The sequence below is a fragment of the Klebsiella quasivariicola genome, assembly GCF_002269255.1.
Lineage (GTDB): Bacteria > Pseudomonadota > Gammaproteobacteria > Enterobacterales > Enterobacteriaceae > Klebsiella > Klebsiella quasivariicola.
In genome coordinates this window covers 2,871,793-2,887,464 of the sequence record NZ_CP022823.1, presented here as the reverse complement: position 1 = coordinate 2,887,464, position 15,672 = coordinate 2,871,793, and the positions used below count along the sequence as shown (strand labels likewise).

The 15,672-nt window shown below is 60.6% G+C and carries 18 protein-coding genes and 1 pseudogene; 12 read left to right on the top strand and 7 right to left on the bottom strand.

Annotation, left to right across the window (positions count from 1 at the left end; all coding sequences use genetic code 11):
- Positions 1-129 precede the first annotated feature (129 nt).
- Positions 130-1,194: a LacI family DNA-binding transcriptional regulator gene (locus B8P98_RS14435; RefSeq protein WP_025712234.1), complete on the top strand. Its 1,065-nt coding sequence runs from the start codon at positions 130-132 to the stop codon at positions 1,192-1,194.
- 265 nt (positions 1,195-1,459) lie between these two features.
- Positions 1,460-1,900, top strand: a complete 441-nt coding sequence (locus B8P98_RS14430) for a GNAT family N-acetyltransferase (RefSeq protein ID WP_025712233.1) — start codon at positions 1,460-1,462, stop codon at positions 1,898-1,900.
- Positions 1,901-1,940: 40 nt separating this feature from the next.
- Here B8P98_RS14430 and B8P98_RS14425 read toward each other — a convergent pair whose 3' ends face one another.
- Together B8P98_RS14425 and ftrA are read right to left on the bottom strand one after the other, a co-directional pair.
- Complete coding sequence (locus tag B8P98_RS14425) at positions 1,941-2,156, bottom strand: DUF4177 domain-containing protein (RefSeq protein ID WP_004205985.1); 216 nt, start codon at positions 2,154-2,156, stop codon at positions 1,941-1,943.
- Positions 2,125-3,222 carry a transcriptional regulator FtrA gene (gene ftrA / locus B8P98_RS14420; RefSeq protein WP_080897391.1) on the bottom strand — a complete coding sequence of 366 codons (1,098 nt, stop codon included), beginning with the start codon at positions 3,220-3,222 and terminating at the stop codon, positions 2,125-2,127. The genes B8P98_RS14425 and ftrA overlap by 32 nt, the downstream gene beginning before the upstream one ends.
- A 67-nt stretch (positions 3,223-3,289) precedes the next feature.
- Between ftrA and B8P98_RS14415 the strand changes: the two genes are divergently transcribed.
- From B8P98_RS14415 to urtE, 7 genes are all read left to right on the top strand, one after another.
- Positions 3,290-3,688, top strand: coding sequence for a rhodanese-like domain-containing protein (locus B8P98_RS14415; protein WP_080897390.1), 399 nt, complete (start codon positions 3,290-3,292; stop codon positions 3,686-3,688).
- 148 nt (positions 3,689-3,836) lie between these two features.
- Entirely contained in the window at positions 3,837-4,940 is a 1,104-nt protein-coding gene (locus tag B8P98_RS14410) for a cobalamin-independent methionine synthase II family protein (RefSeq protein ID WP_025712228.1), read from the top strand.
- A gap of 170 nt (positions 4,941-5,110) precedes the next feature.
- Positions 5,111-6,382: an urea ABC transporter substrate-binding protein gene (gene urtA, locus B8P98_RS14405; protein ID WP_004176249.1), complete on the top strand. Its 1,272-nt coding sequence runs from the start codon at positions 5,111-5,113 to the stop codon at positions 6,380-6,382.
- 61 nt (positions 6,383-6,443) lie between these two features.
- Positions 6,444-8,018 (top strand): urea ABC transporter permease subunit UrtB, encoded by a 1,575-nt coding sequence (gene urtB, locus B8P98_RS14400; protein WP_095033154.1) that lies wholly within the window; start codon positions 6,444-6,446, stop codon positions 8,016-8,018.
- Entirely contained in the window at positions 8,018-9,091 is a 1,074-nt protein-coding gene (urtC, locus tag B8P98_RS14395; RefSeq protein WP_095033153.1) for an urea ABC transporter permease subunit UrtC, read from the top strand. Before urtB ends, urtC begins: the two co-directional genes overlap by 1 nt.
- Positions 9,091-9,888 (top strand): urea ABC transporter ATP-binding protein UrtD, encoded by a 798-nt coding sequence (gene urtD / locus B8P98_RS14390; protein WP_095033152.1) that lies wholly within the window; start codon positions 9,091-9,093, stop codon positions 9,886-9,888. Before urtC ends, urtD begins: the two co-directional genes overlap by 1 nt.
- Before the next feature lie 9 nt (positions 9,889-9,897).
- A complete protein-coding gene (gene urtE, locus B8P98_RS14385; protein WP_004179759.1) occupies positions 9,898-10,596 on the top strand; it encodes an urea ABC transporter ATP-binding subunit UrtE in 699 nt (232 codons plus the stop codon).
- Positions 10,597-10,631: 35 nt separating this feature from the next.
- Here urtE and B8P98_RS14380 read toward each other — a convergent pair whose 3' ends face one another.
- Positions 10,632-11,114, bottom strand: coding sequence for a helix-turn-helix domain-containing protein (locus B8P98_RS14380; protein ID WP_080924585.1), 483 nt, complete (start codon positions 11,112-11,114; stop codon positions 10,632-10,634).
- Positions 11,115-11,243: 129 nt separating this feature from the next.
- Positions 11,244-12,440, bottom strand: a complete 1,197-nt coding sequence (ydeE, locus tag B8P98_RS14375) for an efflux MFS transporter YdeE (RefSeq protein ID WP_080924586.1) — start codon at positions 12,438-12,440, stop codon at positions 11,244-11,246.
- A 194-nt stretch (positions 12,441-12,634) separates the two neighbouring features.
- Between ydeE and eamA the strand changes: the two genes are divergently transcribed.
- Entirely contained in the window at positions 12,635-13,534 is a 900-nt protein-coding gene (eamA, locus tag B8P98_RS14370; RefSeq protein ID WP_008804965.1) for an O-acetylserine/cysteine exporter, read from the top strand.
- A gap of 48 nt (positions 13,535-13,582) precedes the next feature.
- On the opposite strand, the gene marB is transcribed toward eamA, so the two are convergent.
- From marB to marR, 3 genes are read right to left on the bottom strand one after another with little or no spacing between them, the layout of a single operon-like run.
- Positions 13,583-13,801 carry a multiple antibiotic resistance protein MarB gene (gene marB / locus B8P98_RS14365; protein WP_002904394.1) on the bottom strand — a complete coding sequence of 73 codons (219 nt, stop codon included), beginning with the start codon at positions 13,799-13,801 and terminating at the stop codon, positions 13,583-13,585.
- A gap of 34 nt (positions 13,802-13,835) precedes the next feature.
- On the bottom strand, positions 13,836-14,216 hold the full coding sequence (gene marA, locus B8P98_RS14360) for an MDR efflux pump AcrAB transcriptional activator MarA (RefSeq protein WP_025712219.1): 381 nt from the start codon (positions 14,214-14,216) through the stop codon (positions 13,836-13,838).
- 20 nt (positions 14,217-14,236) lie between these two features.
- Positions 14,237-14,671, bottom strand: coding sequence for a multiple antibiotic resistance transcriptional regulator MarR (gene marR, locus B8P98_RS14355; RefSeq protein ID WP_004143563.1), 435 nt, complete (start codon positions 14,669-14,671; stop codon positions 14,237-14,239).
- An 89-nt stretch (positions 14,672-14,760) separates the two neighbouring features.
- On the opposite strand from marR, the pseudogene B8P98_RS31895 reads away from it, so the two are divergent.
- A pseudogene (locus tag B8P98_RS31895) lies at positions 14,761-14,887 on the top strand (hypothetical protein); the annotation flags it as partial.
- Between the two features lie 46 nt (positions 14,888-14,933).
- Positions 14,934-15,602 (top strand): MarC family NAAT transporter, encoded by a 669-nt coding sequence (locus B8P98_RS14350; protein ID WP_002904403.1) that lies wholly within the window; start codon positions 14,934-14,936, stop codon positions 15,600-15,602.
- Positions 15,603-15,672 lie beyond the last annotated feature (70 nt).

Genomic DNA, 15,672 nt, shown 5'->3' with positions numbered 1-15,672 from the left:
TTTTTTCCAGCAACCGCACTGGATATGAAATTAACAGACGATCACGAAAGCGAGGCCAAAGCGCTATTTTTTGTCGTATTTTGAACATAAAATGTTAGCGCACGACATTGTAATTGCTGAGGAGAAAAGATGCCGCGTCGTACCGCAACCCTGGAGGATGTCGCCCGCGCGGCGGGCGTGTCCCAACAGACGGTTTCCCGGGTGCTGAACCGTCCTGAGGTGGTGTCAGCCCGCACCCGGGAGCAGGTGATCCGCGCGATGCAGACGCTGCACTATGTGCCCAACCGTTCGGCGCAGCTGCTGGCCGGCAAGGCGGCGCCCTCCATCGGGCTGATTACCGCCTCCCTGACGCTGCATGCCCCCTCGCAGATCGCGGCTGCGGTAAAAAGCCATGCCAGCCTGCACCAGCTGGAGGTGGCGATAGCGATGCCGGCGCAGGCCGATTTTGTCGCGCTGCAGGCCCGGCTGGACGAACTGCGCGCCCAGCATATTCGCGGGGTGATCGTCAGCCTGCCGCTGGAGAGCGCCACCGCCGAGCGGCTGGTTAAAGAGAACCCGGATATGGCCTGCCTGTTTCTGGACGTCTCCCCGGAGGCCGAGGTCTGCTGCGTGCGCTTCGACCATCGCGACGGCTGCGGGGCCTGCGTGCGCCACCTGTGGGAGCTGGGGCATCGCGAATTTGGCCTGCTGGCGGGGCCGGAAAGCTCAGTTTCCGCCCGTCTGCGTCTCGCCAGCTGGCGCGAGGCCCTGCACAGTCTGAATATCGCCCGTTCAACCACGGTATTCGGCGACTGGAGCGCCGCCAGCGGCTGGCAGAAAACTTTTGAGCTGCTGCATCTGCAGCCGCGGATTAGCGCCATTGTCGTGGCGAACGATCAGATGGCGCTCGGCGTGCTCAGCGCCCTGGCCCAGCTCAACCGCAGCGGCAGCCAGGCGGTGTCGGTGACCGGTTACGATGACACCGCCGACAGTCTCTATTTCCAGCCGCCGCTGACCACGGTGGCGCAGGACTTCAATCTGCTGGGGCAGCGGGCGGTGGAGCGGCTCATTGCCCTGATGGCGGCGCCGCAGCTGCGGATCCGCGAGCTGCTGCCGACCCGGCTTATCGTGCGCCAGTCGGCCTGGCCGGTCGCCGATGCGCAGGACCGGCAGCAAACCCTGGCGCAGCTCAAAGCACTGGTGGAAAAGCTATAGCCGTTGACCGTTGAGGCTTTATTGAGGTTGACCATGCTAACCTCGGCAGCCAACGTAGAGAGGTCAGGATTATCTGTCTGCGAAAATGCAAAACAAAATCTATCCATGCAAGCATTGATTTACCGCCAGTCATATGGCGGTTTTTTTTTGCCGCTTCCATCCTCTCGCGTTGTCTTCAGTCCGGCTTGCCGTCTGGCAGATCCTGCGGCGGCATGCTAGATCTTGCTTCCGGGGATCCATCCGGGAGACGACGGGAGACAAGGTCATGATGGTGATAGAGGGCAAAGAGGCGATCGGGCGGGTGGACTGGCAGCGGGTGCGAAGCATCATCGCCGAGGCCGGGCTCAATGAACGTGATGTTGCGCAACTGGAGCAGGCGTTCCGCCACAGCACCTTCTGCTGGTTTGGCTATGAGAACGGTCAGCTGATTGCCGTGGCGCGAGCCATTAGCGACTGCACCTGGAGCAGCTATCTGGCGGATGTGGCGATCGTCCCCGCGCGGCAGGGGCAGGGTTACGGACAACAGCTGATGCTGGCCGTTCGGGAACAATTACTGCCCTTCGGCAAAATTTTTATCTATGCGGTGGCGGATAAGATTGCGTTTTATCAGCGCGTTGGTTTTGCCATGCTGACCACCGGTATGGTCTGCGCCAGCGAGGAGGGTATGCACAACATGCAGGCGCAGGGCTATATTCGCCAGCCCTGAGCACGCCTGGCTTAAGCGTGTAAACCAGGCGCAGGCGCTGTCAGAGGGGGCGTTCAAGCACAAACAGATACGCTTCCCGCGACCAGAACAGGGCGGTACGGCGGCGCTCCACCGACATGGTTTTCACTTCCCAGCCCTCACGGGTATAGCTGCTGAGAAACTGGCTCATTTTGTCAGGGTCGGCCTTGGCTTCGCCAAAAAACAGGCTGCCCAGCAGCCCCTCTTTATAGATCACTACCCGACACTCTTTCTTCATCATCGACCCTCCTGGCGACCGGTTTACCGTGGCCGCCTATTGTCCGTGGCTGCGACGATTTTGCAATCGGAGAAGGCGTAAACTGTTTCCGATACTGCAGCGGGCTTAGCGCGAAGTGCTGGCGAAAATGGTGGCGCAGGGTGCCGGCGCTGGCAAACCCGCAGCGCTCAGCGATCTGATCGATGCCCATCGTGCTCTCCGTCAGGTGCTGGCGGGCGCGCAGCAGTCGTTCCTCCAGCAGCCAGCGGGCGGGCGTTTTTCCGGTCGCCTCCTCAAAGCGGCGCAAAAAGGTGCGCGGTCCCATGCCGGCGCGCTGCGCGAGGGAAGCGACGGTATGGCTGGCGGCAAGATGCTGGTGCAGATAGTCAAACAGCTGCCCAAGGCGCAGGCTCTCCCGGCTGCGGGCGACCGGGCGCAGGACCTGCTGCGCCTGACCGCCGTCGCGATGGGGAGAGACGACCAGGCGGCGGGCGACGACGTTGGCGGCTTCGCTGCCGAAATCCTCGCGCACCAGATGCAGACAGAGGTCGATCCCCGCCGCGCTGCCGGCGGAAGTCATCAGCACACCGTCGCCCACGTAAAGGACATCTTCCACCACCTGAATCTGCGGAAAACGCGACTGCAGCGCCGCGGTGTAGCGCCAGTGGGTTGTCGCCTGGCGGCCATTGAGCAGCCCGGCGGCAGCGAGAACGAACACCCCGGAACAGATGGAAATAATCCGGCACCCGCGGGCGTGGGCGGCGGCCAGGGCGGCGCACAGCGCCTCGGGGACCGGGGCGTCGATGCCGCGCCAGCCGGGGACCACAATCGTATCCGCCTGGGCGAGAAGTTCAGGGCCGCCGTCGGTCATCAGGCGGATGCCGCCGGTGGCGCGCAGCGGGCCTTCATCGACGGCGGCGACGACGAACTGGTACCAGTTGTCGCCCATTTCCGGGCGCGGCAGGCCGAAGATCTCCACGGCCACGCCAAACTCAAAGGTGCACAGGCCATCGTAGGCAAGGGCGACCACCTGATGACGTGACGGTGTCACCGAAGGGGTTGTCAGGATGTTAGCGTTTTCTGTCATGGTTGCCGGCAGATAAGGGTGAGGGGCGTCAGTAAAGTAGTGTTATCACAGACAAGGAGAAGACGCCATGAGTGTAGTAACCCAATTTACCCCCGCCGCTTCCGCTGAGGCTATCCGCTGGTTCCGCCATAAGCTGCATCTTGAAACCGACTGCGCCGATGTACACAGCGCCCAGCGTGCCGGCGAGGTCGACTTTGTCCTGCTGCACGTGGTGGGTAGCGAGGCGGCCTTCGCGCATCGGCATCTTCCCGGCGCGCTGCATCTCCCGCACAGTCAGATCACCGCCGGGAGAATGGCGGCCTGGCCGGCAGATACCGTGTTTGTGGTCTACTGCGCCGGGCCGCACTGCAACGGTGCCGACGTTGCCGCGCTGAAGCTGGCTGAGCTGGGGCGACCGGTGAAAATGATGCTCGGTGGGCTGACCGGCTGGGAAGATGAGGGCTATGCGTTTGCTTCCGGTGATTGAAAATTTTTCATGTACCATGAAATATTCTCGTTTGCGACCCGCCAGCCTGCATGCCAGTATCTGGACATATAGCCATCCAGAAGTCTAAAAATTCAAATAATGAACTATCACGGTGGGCAACTAACGCGCCCACCGCTAAGGAGACAGCATGCAACGTCAACAGGCCCCGTTCCGCGCAGACATCGTCGGCAGTTTTTTGCGCCCGAACAGTATTAAACAGGCGCGTCAGCAGCTGGCTGAGGGGGTTATCGACGCCGGTCAGCTACGCGAGATCGAGAATAACGCGATCCGTCATCTGGTCCAGCAGCAGTGCGACTGCGGCCTGCATGTGGTCACCGACGGCGAGTTTCGTCGCGCATGGTGGCACTTCGATTTCTTCGACGGCCTGCAGGGGGTTGAGCGTTATGATGCCGACCAGGGGATCCAGTTCAACGGTGTGCAAACCAAAGCGCACGGCGTGCGCGTCACCGGCAAGCTGGCCTTCGGCGATCACCCGATGCTCGAAGATTTCCGCTATCTGAAAAGCATCAGCGGCGACGCGCAGCCGAAGATGACCATTCCCAGCCCGAGCGTGCTGCACTTCCGCGGCGGACGGAAAGATATTGATGCCACGGTCTACCCGGATCTGAGCGACTACTTCGACGATCTGGCCACCACCTGGCGCGATGCGATCCGCGCGTTTTATGACGCCGGCTGCCGCTATCTGCAGCTGGACGATACCGTCTGGGCCTATCTGTGCTCCGATGCCCAGCGTCAGCAGGTTCGCGAGCGCGGCGAGGATCCGGATGCGCTGGCGCGTATTTATGCCCGGGTGCTGAACCAGGCGCTGGAGGGTAAACCAGCCGATCTGACGGTGGGCCTGCACGTCTGCCGGGGTAACTTCCGTTCAACCTGGATCTCGGAAGGGGGTTACGAGCCAGTGGCCGAGGTGCTGTTTGGCGGCGTCAATGTCGATGCCTTCTTCCTCGAGTACGACAACGACCGCTCCGGGGATTTCGCGCCGCTGCGCTTTATTCGTCCCGGTCATCAGCAGGTGGTTCTCGGACTGATCACCACCAAAAACGGTGAGCTGGAAAATCCGCAGGGGGTCAAAGCGCGTCTCGCCGAGGCCGCGCAGTACGTACCGCTCGAGCAGATCTGCCTCAGCCCGCAGTGCGGTTTCGCCTCCACGGAAGAGGGCAATGCCCTCAGCGAAGACCAGCAGTGGCAGAAAGTTCGCCTGGTGACCTCCATCGCCGCCGACGTCTGGTAATTGCTTTCTTAGCGCAGCGTTGCACCGTGATGAGGCAACGCTGCCATCCTCTTCGCCACTATCGCCCACCTGCGCCGCATCCTGCTGTTTTCACAACTTGGCACCTTTTTTGCCTTATCACCTCTGGTTAGCTGTTAATTCTTTATTTTTGCGCTACTCAGGAGTGAATCATGCAACGTAGAACGTTATTAAAAGCTTTTGCACTCTCCGCCTCTGTTATGGCTATGGGTCTCTCCTTTCAGGCCTATGCCGCCGACACCATCAAAGTCGGGATCATGCATTCGCTCTCCGGGACGATGGCGATTTCCGAAACGCCGCTGAAGGACGTCGCGCTGATGGCCATCGACGACATCAACGCCAAAGGCGGGGTGCTGGGCAAAAAGCTGGAGCCGGTGGTGGTCGACCCGGCCTCCAACTGGCCGCTGTTTGCCGAGAAGGCGCGCCAGCTGCTGGCCCAGGATAAAGTGGCGGTAGTGTTTGGCTGCTGGACCTCGGTCTCGCGTAAATCGGTGCTGCCGGTGTTTGAGGAGCTGAACGGCCTGCTGTTCTACCCGGTGCAGTACGAAGGGGAAGAGATGTCCCCCAACGTCTTCTATACCGGCGCGGCGCCTAACCAGCAGGCCATCCCGGCGGTGGAATACCTGCTGAGCGAGGATGGCGGCGGCGCTAAACGTTTCTTCCTGCTGGGGACGGACTACGTCTATCCGCGCACCACCAACAAGATCCTCCGCGCCTTCCTGCATGCCAAAGGGATCCAGGACAAAGATATCGAGGAGGTCTACACCCCGTTCGGCTACAGCGATTACCAGACCATCGTCGCCAATATCAAAAAATTCGCCGCCGGTGGCAAAACGGCGGTGGTCTCCACCATCAATGGCGATTCCAACGTGCCGTTCTACAAAGAGCTGGCTAACCAGGGTCTGAAAGCGACCGATGTGCCGGTGGTGGCCTTCTCGGTGGGGGAAGAGGAGCTGCGCGGCATCGATACCAAACCGCTGGTCGGCAACCTCGCGGCATGGAACTACTTTGAGTCTGTCGATAATCCGACCAACAAAGCCTTCGTCGCCGATTATCGCGCGTATGCCAAAGCGCACAAGCTGCCGAATGCCGATACGGTGGTGACCAACGATCCGATGGAGGCGACCTGGGTGGGTCTGCATATGTGGGCGCAGGCGGTGACCAAAGCGGGCACCACCGATGTCGACAAAGTGCGCGAGGCGATGGCCGGGCAGACCTTCAACGCGCCGTCCGGCTTTACCCTGACCATGGACGCCACTAACCATCATCTGCATAAGCCGGTGATGATCGGTGAAATTGAAGGCAACGGTCAGTTCAACGTGGTCTGGCAGACCGATAAACCCGTTCGCGCGCAGCCGTGGAGCCCGTGGATCCCCGGTAACGATAAGAAACCTGACCATCCGGTGAAAACCGTCAGCCAGTAAGCGCCAGGGCCGGCGGGGCTGAAGCATAGGGACCGTCGGCCGCTGACCAGAGGAGAACGACATGAACGCATTGCGTCTCATGAGTGTGTTGGCGCTACTGCTGACCTTGCTGCCATGGCGGGCGCAGGCCGCGGAGGCGGACGACTTCGTTGCCGCCAGCCGCAGCCAGCAGGCGCAGCTGTTGACTGAGTGGGCGGCAGCACCGCAGGCGGATCGCCTGCCGCTGCTGCGGGCGTTGACCACCGAGAGCCTGGTGATGGACTACGGAAAACATGCTTTCCGCACCCGACAGGGCGGATTACAGCCACTGGGCGCTGCCGCCGCGCCGCAGGGCGAAACCCGACCGGTCCGTCTGACCAACCGGCTGCGCAATCTGGCTGCCGGCGCGCTGGCCAGCCACCTTATTTTAAGTGACAACGTCACGGAGAGGGCTTCCGCCGCGCGTACGCTACAGCGGGAAGCGACCCCGGCCATGGCCGCGCTGCTGCAACAGCGGCTGAAGGCGGAAACCGATGATAATGTGCGCGGCCTGCTGGAGGTGGCGCTGGCGCGCCTGCAGCTCACTCAGCCTGAGGCCAGCGCGCGGCTGGCCGCCGTGACGCTGCTCGGCCATTCGGCGGACCCGGAGACCCAGGCGCTGCTGATCCCCTTTACCGATGCCCAGCATGAGCCGGATGCGGCGGTGCGCGAGGCGGCCAGCGACAGTCTGCAGAAGATCAAACATCGTCTGCTGCTCGGCGATCTGCTGGGCCAGGCCTTTATGGGGCTGTCGCTGGGCTCGGTGCTGCTGCTGGCGGCGCTGGGGCTGGCGATCACCTACGGCCTGCTGGGGGTGATTAACATGGCCCACGGCGAGATGTTAATGATCGGCGCCTACAGCTGCTGGCTGGTCCAGCAGGCGCTGGCGCAGATCGCGCCGCAGTGGCTGGCCTTTTATCCGCTGGTCGCGCTACCGGTGGCGTTTCTGGTGACCGCCGGGATCGGTATGGCGCTGGAGCGCACCATTATTCGTCATCTGTATGGTCGGCCGCTGGAAACGCTGCTCGCCACCTGGGGGATCAGCCTGATGCTTATCCAGCTGGTGCGGATGCTGTTTGGCGCGCAGAACGTCGAAGTGGCTAATCCCGCCTGGCTCTCCGGCGGCGTGCAGGTCCTGCCGAACCTGATCCTGCCGTGGAACCGGCTGGCGGTGCTGGCGTTCGTCCTGCTGGTGCTGTGCTTTACCTGGCTCATCCTGAACCGCACCCGTCTGGGGATGAACGTCCGCGCCGTGACGCAGAACCGGGCGATGGCCGCCTGCTGCGGCGTGCCTACCGGGCGGGTGGATATGCTGGCCTTTGGCCTCGGCTCCGGTATTGCCGGGCTGGGCGGCGTGGCGCTGTCGCAGCTTGGCAACGTTGGGCCGGAGCTGGGTCAGGGCTACATCATTGACTCGTTTCTGGTGGTGGTGCTGGGCGGCGTCGGCCAGCTGGCCGGCAGCGTGGCGGCGGCCTTTGGGCTGGGCATTTTTAACAAAATTCTCGAACCCCAGATGGGCGCGGTGCTGGGCAAAATCCTGATCCTGGTGATGATTATTCTGTTTATTCAGAAACGCCCGCAGGGTCTGTTCGCGCTGAAAGGGAGGGTTATTGACTGATGAGCCAACCAATCACCTTAACGCTGGCGCAGCGCGCGCCGCGGCCGCTGCGCTGGCTGGGGATCTTACTGGTGCTGGGGCTGCTGAGTATGCCATTCCTGGCGCTGCTGCCGGCCTCGCATCCGCTGGCGGTGCCGAGCTGGCTGCTGACGCTGAGCGGCAAAATCCTCTGCTACGCCATTGTGGCGGTGGCGCTGGATCTGGTCTGGGGCTATGCGGGCATGCTGTCGCTGGGGCACGGGATTTTCTTTGCCCTCGGCGGGTACGCCATGGGGATGTACCTGATGCGTCAGGCGGCGGGCGACGGTCTGCCGGCGTTTATGTCTTTTCTCTCCTGGAGCGAGCTGCCCTGGTTCTGGTGGGGCACGCAGCATTTCGCCTGGGCGATGGCGCTGGTGGTGCTGGTACCCGGTCTGCTGGCCCTGGTCTTCGGCTGGTTTGCCTTTCGCTCGAAGATCAAAGGGGTCTATTTCTCGATCATGACCCAGGCGCTGACCTATGCCGGCATGCTGCTGTTCTTTCGCAACGAGACCGGGTTTGGCGGCAACAATGGCTTCACCGGTTTTACCACGCTGCTGGGCTTTCCGATCACTGCCACCGGCACCCGCGCTGCTCTGTTTATGACCACCGTCCTGCTGCTGTTGCTGACCCTGTGGCTGGGTTCGGCGCTGGCGCAGAGTAAGTTTGGCCGGATCCTCACCGCGGTGCGGGATGCCGAAAACCGGCTGATGTTCTGCGGCTACGACCCGCGCGGCTTTAAGCTGCTGGTGTGGACGCTGTCGGCGGTGCTCTGCGGTCTGGCGGGGGCGTTATATGTCCCGCAGGTTGGGATCATCAACCCCAGCGAAATGTCGCCGACCAACTCCATCGAGGCCGCCATCTGGGTGGCGCTCGGCGGGCGCGGCACCCTGATCGGTCCGGTGCTTGGCGCCGGGCTGGTCAACGGCGCGAAAAGCATTTTCACCGTGGCGATGCCGGAGTACTGGCAGCTGTTTCTGGGCCTCATCTTTATCATCGTGACCCTGTTTTTACCCCGCGGGGTGATGGGCCTGCTGCGTCGAGGAGACCGCTAATGCAACCGGATGAAGGACTGTTTACCCGTCAGCTGCCCGGAGATCGTTTTCGCGAACAAACCGATCCGGTGCTGCAGCTGGAGAACATCAACGTCAATTTCGACGGATTTCAGGCGCTAACGGATCTGTCGCTGGCGATAGGCGTCGGCGAACTGCGCTGTGTGATCGGCCCCAACGGGGCGGGCAAGACCACCCTGATGGACGTGATCACCGGCAAGACCCGACCGCAGAGCGGCAAAGCGCTCTATGACCAGTCGGTGGATCTGACTACTCTTGACCCAGTGGCCATCGCCCGCCAGGGCATCGGGCGCAAGTTTCAGAAACCGACGGTCTTCGAAGCGCTGACGGTGGCGGAAAATCTCGCCCTGGCGATGAAGGGGGATAAATCGGTGTGGGCCAGCCTGCGCGCCCGGCTGAGCAGCGAACAGGGCGATCGGCTCAATGAGGTGCTGCGCCTGCTGCGTCTCGACGGCGAGCGCTACCGCCAGGCCGGTCTGCTGTCCCATGGTCAGAAGCAGTTTCTCGAGATCGGCATGCTGCTGGTGCAGGAGCCGCATCTGCTGCTGCTTGATGAGCCGGCGGCCGGCATGACCGATGCGGAAACGGAGTATACGGCGGAGCTGTTTCGTACCCTGGCCGGACAGCACTCTCTGATGGTGGTGGAGCACGACATGGGATTTGTCGAGACCATCGCCGACCGGGTGACGGTCCTGCATCAGGGCCAGGTGCTGGCGGAGGGATCGCTGCGCGAGGTGCAGGCCAATGAGCAGGTCATTGAAGTTTATCTGGGACGTTAAGGAGCGCCAATGTTACAGGTGAGTCAGTTACATCAGTACTACGGCGGCAGCCATATTTTGCGTGGGGTGGAATTTTCCGCCCGCCAGGGCGAAGTCACCTGCCTGCTGGGGCGCAATGGCGTCGGTAAGACCACGCTGCTGAAATGCCTGATGGGGCTGATCCCGGCGCGCAGCGGTGAGGTGCGCTGGCAAGATCAGAACATCACCCATCGCAAACCGCACCAGCGGGTACAGGCCGGGGTCGCCTACGTCCCCCAGGGGCGCGAGATTTTTCCGCGCCTGACGGTGGAAGAAAACCTGCTGATGGGGCTGTCGCGCTTTCCCGCCCGTGAAGCGCAGCAGGTGCCGGAGGAGATCTACCAGCTTTTTCCGGTGCTCAGGACCATGAAGCAGCGGCGGGGCGGTGATTTATCCGGCGGCCAACAGCAGCAGCTGGCGATCGGCCGCGCGCTGGCCAGCCGTCCCCAGCTGCTGATCCTCGATGAACCCACCGAGGGGATCCAGCCTTCGGTTATCAAAGAGATTGGCGAGGTGATCCGCCAGCTGGCGAGCCGCGGGGATATGGCGATCCTGCTGGTGGAGCAGTTCTATGACTTTGCCGCCGGGCTGGCGGACCACTACCTGGTGATGTCGCGCGGCGCCATCGTCCAGCAGGGCAAGGGCGGTGATATGGAGAGCGACGGCGTGCGCGCCATGGTGACCATCTGACCAGGCCGGCGGCGTGCGCGCCGCCGGTATGCGAGCTATTTGCGCAACAGCCGCTGCAGGCGCGCCTGCCGCCAGTTTTTGATCCATTCGCCGAACACAAACAGGCGTAATCCTCTTACCACCAGCAGAGCGCCCCAGATCAGGGCCACCCAGCCGGACCAGGCGTACTGCGGGTTTGTGAAGTGGTTGAGCACCGCCAGCAGCACGCAGACCACCAGCGCCACCGACAGCGAACGGAAAAAGCGGCTCTCCTGATGCACCCGCGCTTTGGCTTCCTCGATGCGCAGATCGAGCGAGGCTTCCGGGCCCGGCGCGTCTTCCCGCCGGGATTCGCCGCCGATCTCGGCCACCGTCACCTCAAAGACCGCGGCGAGGGCGCTGAGGGTCTCCAGCCCCGGGCGTTCGCCATTCTCAATACGCTGGATCGTGCGGACGCTGAGACCCGCCATTTCGGCCAGCTGCTCCTGGGACCAGGCGCGCTGCAGCCGTAATTGTTTGACCTGATTGGTGCTGTTCATATTCGTATGCTCCATAACGTTCTGCGGATGTAAACCTGTGATGGAGTATGGTGAACCGGGCCGCCAGCCACCACGACAGCGACCCGACAACGGCCCGACATCAACCCGACAGCCGCATGCCAGCTGGTGTCAGGCGTTAGCCAGCGGACAATCCGGCTGCCAGGGACGGGCATTCATCCCGCGGAAAATCATCAGCCAGGCGGCGACAATCGCCACGATAAGAATGACAAAAAGCGACCAGTGCGGCAGATGGGTGAGGATCATCCCGGTGAACATCGGGTTGAATGCCGCGCCCAGCCACCCCAGCGACTGGGCGGAGAAGTAGCTGGCCTTCATCCCCGGCGGGGCAATATGGTCAATCAGCATATACTCCCCGGGGGCATAAATCACTTCCCCGAGGGTGAAGATCACCGCCGAGATCCCCCACGCCCACAGGCTGGCGCCAGAGAACATAAAGCCCACGAGGCCGATAACAAAGCAGACGGTGCCGAAGGTCATCAGCGGGCGAATATTTCTGGCGCTCAGCCGCCGGCCAACCGCGTACTGCAAAGCGACCACCACCGCGGCGTTAACCGGCAGCACCACGGCCACCACTTTCTCGGCGAAGTCACTGCTGGCGACCACCAGCACATACTGCGAGAGACAGGAGGCGAAGGCGCCGCTGACGAAGGAGGCCAGCAGCCCGGAACAGGTAAACCACAGCAGCGCCCGGTCGCGCAGCAACACCGACGGCGACCAGGGCGCGGCGCCCGGCGGGGCCGTGGCGGCGCCATCCCGCTGGAGAAACAGCTGAATAAACACCAGCGGAAAAGCGGCGCAGGCGGCCGCCAGCCAGAATGGCAAATTGATGCTGTGCATCACCAGCAGGGTGCCGATGGGCGGGCCAACGGTCCAGCCGATATTGAGGATGGTATAGTTCAGCGAGAAGATACGCGCTTTTTTCTCCGGCGTCAGCCGGTCGGCGAACCAGGCTTTTAGCACGGTGGAAAACACCGAGTAGGCGCAGTTGATCAACGCAAAGAAGATCACTACCAGGATAGCGTTATTGACCAGCGGTATCGCGCTAAATCCCAGAATAAACACCAGCACTGACCACACCATATAGCGCTTTTTGTCGAACTTATCCGCGAGGATGCCAAAGCCCATGCTGAACAGCACACCGATCACCAGCGCCAGTGACAGGGCGTAGCCAATCACATCCACCTCCAGCTGAAAGCGTCGGGTGAGGTAGATAGTCATAAACGGCAGTGTGGCTCCGCGGCCAATAGTTAATAGCAACGACGATGCCAGCAGCGCAATGGTGGAGCGCCGGAGAGTGGTGATCATGATTTCCTTGCCTGTCATGTTGTTATCATTTTATGTCTTCGATCACAAATAACACGGCCATTACGCCTTGTACAGGTCGCCCCGGCCGCCGGGTGCACTTCCGGCCCTGCCAAAAATAATGATCTATCCCGGCGGCCGCTTTTTGGTTACTTTGATTTTGTTCACAAAAATTCCAATAACGACAGAGGCAGGGTATGACGAGGAAAGATGGACTGCTGGCGCTGCTGGTAGTGGTGGTGTGGGGGCTTAATTTCGTGGTGATTAAGCTGGGATTACACAACATGCCGCCGCTGATGCTGGCGGGGCTGCGCTTTATGCTGGTGGCCTTCCCGGCGCTGCTGTTTGTGTCCCGACCGGCCATCCCGCTGCGCCTGCTGCTGGGCTATGGCCTGACCATCAGCTTTGGTCAGTTTGCCTTCCTGTTCTGCGCTATCGGCCTGGGTATGCCTGCCGGGCTGGCTTCGCTGGTACTGCAGGCGCAAGCCTTCTTTACCATTATTCTCGGCGCCTTCGTCTTTGGCGAACGCCTGCAGGGCAAGCAGCTGGCGGGGATCGCGCTGGCAATCTTCGGCGTACTGGTACTGGTGGAGGGCAGCCTCGGCGGGGAGCATGTGCCGCTGGTGGGCTTTATGCTGACCCTGGCGGCGGCGCTCAGCTGGGCCTGCGGTAATATCTTCAACAAGAAAATCATGTCGCATGCCGCCCGGCCGCCGATTATGTCGCTGGTGGTGTGGAGCGCGCTGATCCCGGTGCTGCCGTTTATGCTGGCCTCATGGTTGATTGATGGCCCGCAGACCATGCTGGCGAGTCTGCAACACATCGATCTGCTGACGATACTGTCGCTGCTCTATCTGGCGTTTATCGCTACTATCGTCGGCTATGGTATCTGGGGTTCGCTGCTGGGGCGCTATGAAACCTGGCGGGTGGCGCCGCTGTCGCTGCTGGTGCCGGTGGTGGGAATGGCCAGCGCCGCACTGCTGCTGGGGGAGACGCTCAGCGGACTGCAGCTCACCGGGGCGGTGCTGATTATGGCCGGGCTCTACATTAACGTCTTCGGCTTACGTCTGGTGCGGCCAGGCATGGCGCGCGGATAAAAAAAAGCCCCGGAGACGGGGCTATACACAATTATGCGTGTAATGGCATCACAGGTCGTGCTGCTGGTAGTACGGCACGCCAAGCTCGTCAGATTTATCATTGCCGGCCGCCATATGATTGAAATCAAATGGCGAGTCGTTATGTTCCGAAGGGATAATCATCGTATCACGCTGGTTTTGACGCACCGGCGTGGTGTTTTGCTCCGCATAGCTGAGGCTGGAGGCCAGCGACAAGAGTACGATAGCTGCGGCAGCGAATAGTTTCATGATTTCCTCAATACGTTTTTTATCGTGCAGGTGTTTAACAACAGTGAGTTAGCGGATGTAGATAGCGGGACTCGCCAGGTACATTCGTTATGCGATATTTGTGGGGCGGAACATCGAAATAGTTCTTGAACGTTCGCGTCAGGGTCTGCTGCGACTCGAAACCGTAGCGTTCCGCCAGGTACAGGATTGGCTCATTGCTCTGCTTGAGCTTTTGCGCAATCTCCGTCAGCTTGCGGCTGCGGATGTACTGGCCGAGGGAATGGCCGGTCTCTTTCTTAAACATACGTTGCAGGTGCCACTTGGAGTAACCTGAGCGCTCAGACACTTTTTCCAGCGACAGGGGCGATTCCAGGTTATCCTCGATCCACGACAAAATACTATGGATAGTGATGGCGTCATTATTACGTCTGGACATCATCTTACCTCTTCTTATTTTTACGGCAGGACCTTCTTGAGCAGTTGCTCAAGCATGGCGACTTCGTCCGCCGACAGATTTTTTGTTAACTCCTGGTGTAACTTCTGACCCACAACCTGATGACACTGCTCGCAAAGGGCTGCGCCGTCTGGCGTCAACTGCACCAGCACGCCGCGTTTGTCAGCGGGGTTGGGTAACCGTTCAATCCAGCCTTTGCACGCCAGGCGGTCGAGCATACGCGTCATCGCGCCCGGGTCGACGGAAAGCACGGTTTTCAGCTCAACGGGGGTAATACATACTTCGCAACGAATGGAGCAGAGCACGCGAAACTGGGTCGCGGTAATATCCATAGGTGAGAGGTAGTCGTTGAGCAGGCGATCTTTTTTCTGGTTAACCATCTGGATCAAGCGACCCAGCGGGATCATTTCATTAAACAGGTCGCTGGTACTTTTCATGATGGTTGCCCAGGCAAGTAATTAGTTGCAGGTGATACTATTGCCCAGGCAATCATAAGTCAACATTATGAATTTGCCGATGCCACGATTTGCTAAAAGAAAAAAATCTGACACGGGTCACTTTTTATGATTTTTCTAACGCTTGTTATTTTTTAACAGAAGTGGTTTATCACCCGGGCTGGTGTCGGATCCCTCGAAGCCGGTATACTCACGGAACGAAATCATCCTGAAAAAATGAAGATTAACGGGACTTTAATTAACTATGTTCGATTTGTTTAAAGCGATAGGACTCGGCCTGGCGGTGCTTTTACCGCTGGCTAACCCACTCACAACCGTGGCGCTGTTCCTGGGCCTGGCGGGCAATATGAACAACGCCGAGCGGAACAAGCAGGCGTTGATGGCATCGGTGTATGTCTTCGCCATTCTGATGGTGTCGTGGTATGCCGGACAGGTGGTGATGAATACATTCGGCATATCAATACCTGGGCTGCGTATCGCCGGGGGATTGATTGTGGCCTTTATCGGTTTCCGTATGCTGTTTCCCCAGCAAAAAGCCCACGATTCGATGGAAGCGAAGATCAAATCGGAAGAACTGCAGGATGAGCCGACCGCCAATATCGCCTTTGTGCCGCTGGCGATGCCCAGTACCGCCGGTCCGGGCACCATAGCGATGATCATTAGCTCTGCCTCGACCGTTAAGCACGGCGTGGACTTCCCGGAGTGGGTGGTGCTGGCGGCGCCGCCGATCATCTTTTTGCTGCTAGGGGTGATTCTGTGGGCGTGTCTGCGCAGTTCCGGCGCGATTATGCGTCTGGTCGGCAAAGGGGGGATCGAAGCGATTTCCCGACTGATGGGCTTCCTGCTGGTCTGTATGGGCGTGCAGTTTATTATTAACGGCGTGCTGGAGATTATTTCGACCTGGCATCCCTGACCGCCCCGGATGGGATGAGAGACAAAAGCCTGCCGGTAGTAATGCCGGCAGGCTTTTTTGTGCGATGGAT

Excerpts from the sequence above, each read along its gene's own strand:
- B8P98_RS14435 (WP_025712234.1), top strand. The coding sequence starts at position 130 with ATGCCGCGTCGTACCGCAACCCTGGAGGATGTCGCCCGCGCGGCGGGC.
- B8P98_RS14430 (WP_025712233.1), top strand. The coding sequence starts at position 1,460 with ATGATGGTGATAGAGGGCAAAGAGGCGATCGGGCGGGTGGACTGGCAG.
- B8P98_RS14425 (WP_004205985.1), bottom strand. The coding sequence starts at position 2,156 with ATGAAGAAAGAGTGTCGGGTAGTGATCTATAAAGAGGGGCTGCTGGGC.
- ftrA (WP_080897391.1), bottom strand. The coding sequence starts at position 3,222 with ATGACAGAAAACGCTAACATCCTGACAACCCCTTCGGTGACACCGTCA.
- B8P98_RS14415 (WP_080897390.1), top strand. The coding sequence starts at position 3,290 with ATGAGTGTAGTAACCCAATTTACCCCCGCCGCTTCCGCTGAGGCTATC.
- B8P98_RS14410 (WP_025712228.1), top strand. The coding sequence starts at position 3,837 with ATGCAACGTCAACAGGCCCCGTTCCGCGCAGACATCGTCGGCAGTTTT.
- urtA (WP_004176249.1), top strand. The coding sequence starts at position 5,111 with ATGCAACGTAGAACGTTATTAAAAGCTTTTGCACTCTCCGCCTCTGTT.
- urtB (WP_095033154.1), top strand. The coding sequence starts at position 6,444 with ATGAACGCATTGCGTCTCATGAGTGTGTTGGCGCTACTGCTGACCTTG.
- urtC (WP_095033153.1), top strand. The coding sequence starts at position 8,018 with ATGAGCCAACCAATCACCTTAACGCTGGCGCAGCGCGCGCCGCGGCCG.
- urtD (WP_095033152.1), top strand. The coding sequence starts at position 9,091 with ATGCAACCGGATGAAGGACTGTTTACCCGTCAGCTGCCCGGAGATCGT.
- urtE (WP_004179759.1), top strand. The coding sequence starts at position 9,898 with ATGTTACAGGTGAGTCAGTTACATCAGTACTACGGCGGCAGCCATATT.
- B8P98_RS14380 (WP_080924585.1), bottom strand. The coding sequence starts at position 11,114 with ATGAACAGCACCAATCAGGTCAAACAATTACGGCTGCAGCGCGCCTGG.
- ydeE (WP_080924586.1), bottom strand. The coding sequence starts at position 12,440 with ATGATCACCACTCTCCGGCGCTCCACCATTGCGCTGCTGGCATCGTCG.
- eamA (WP_008804965.1), top strand. The coding sequence starts at position 12,635 with ATGACGAGGAAAGATGGACTGCTGGCGCTGCTGGTAGTGGTGGTGTGG.
- marB (WP_002904394.1), bottom strand. The coding sequence starts at position 13,801 with ATGAAACTATTCGCTGCCGCAGCTATCGTACTCTTGTCGCTGGCCTCC.
- marA (WP_025712219.1), bottom strand. The coding sequence starts at position 14,216 with ATGTCCAGACGTAATAATGACGCCATCACTATCCATAGTATTTTGTCG.
- marR (WP_004143563.1), bottom strand. The coding sequence starts at position 14,671 with ATGAAAAGTACCAGCGACCTGTTTAATGAAATGATCCCGCTGGGTCGC.
- B8P98_RS14350 (WP_002904403.1), top strand. The coding sequence starts at position 14,934 with ATGTTCGATTTGTTTAAAGCGATAGGACTCGGCCTGGCGGTGCTTTTA.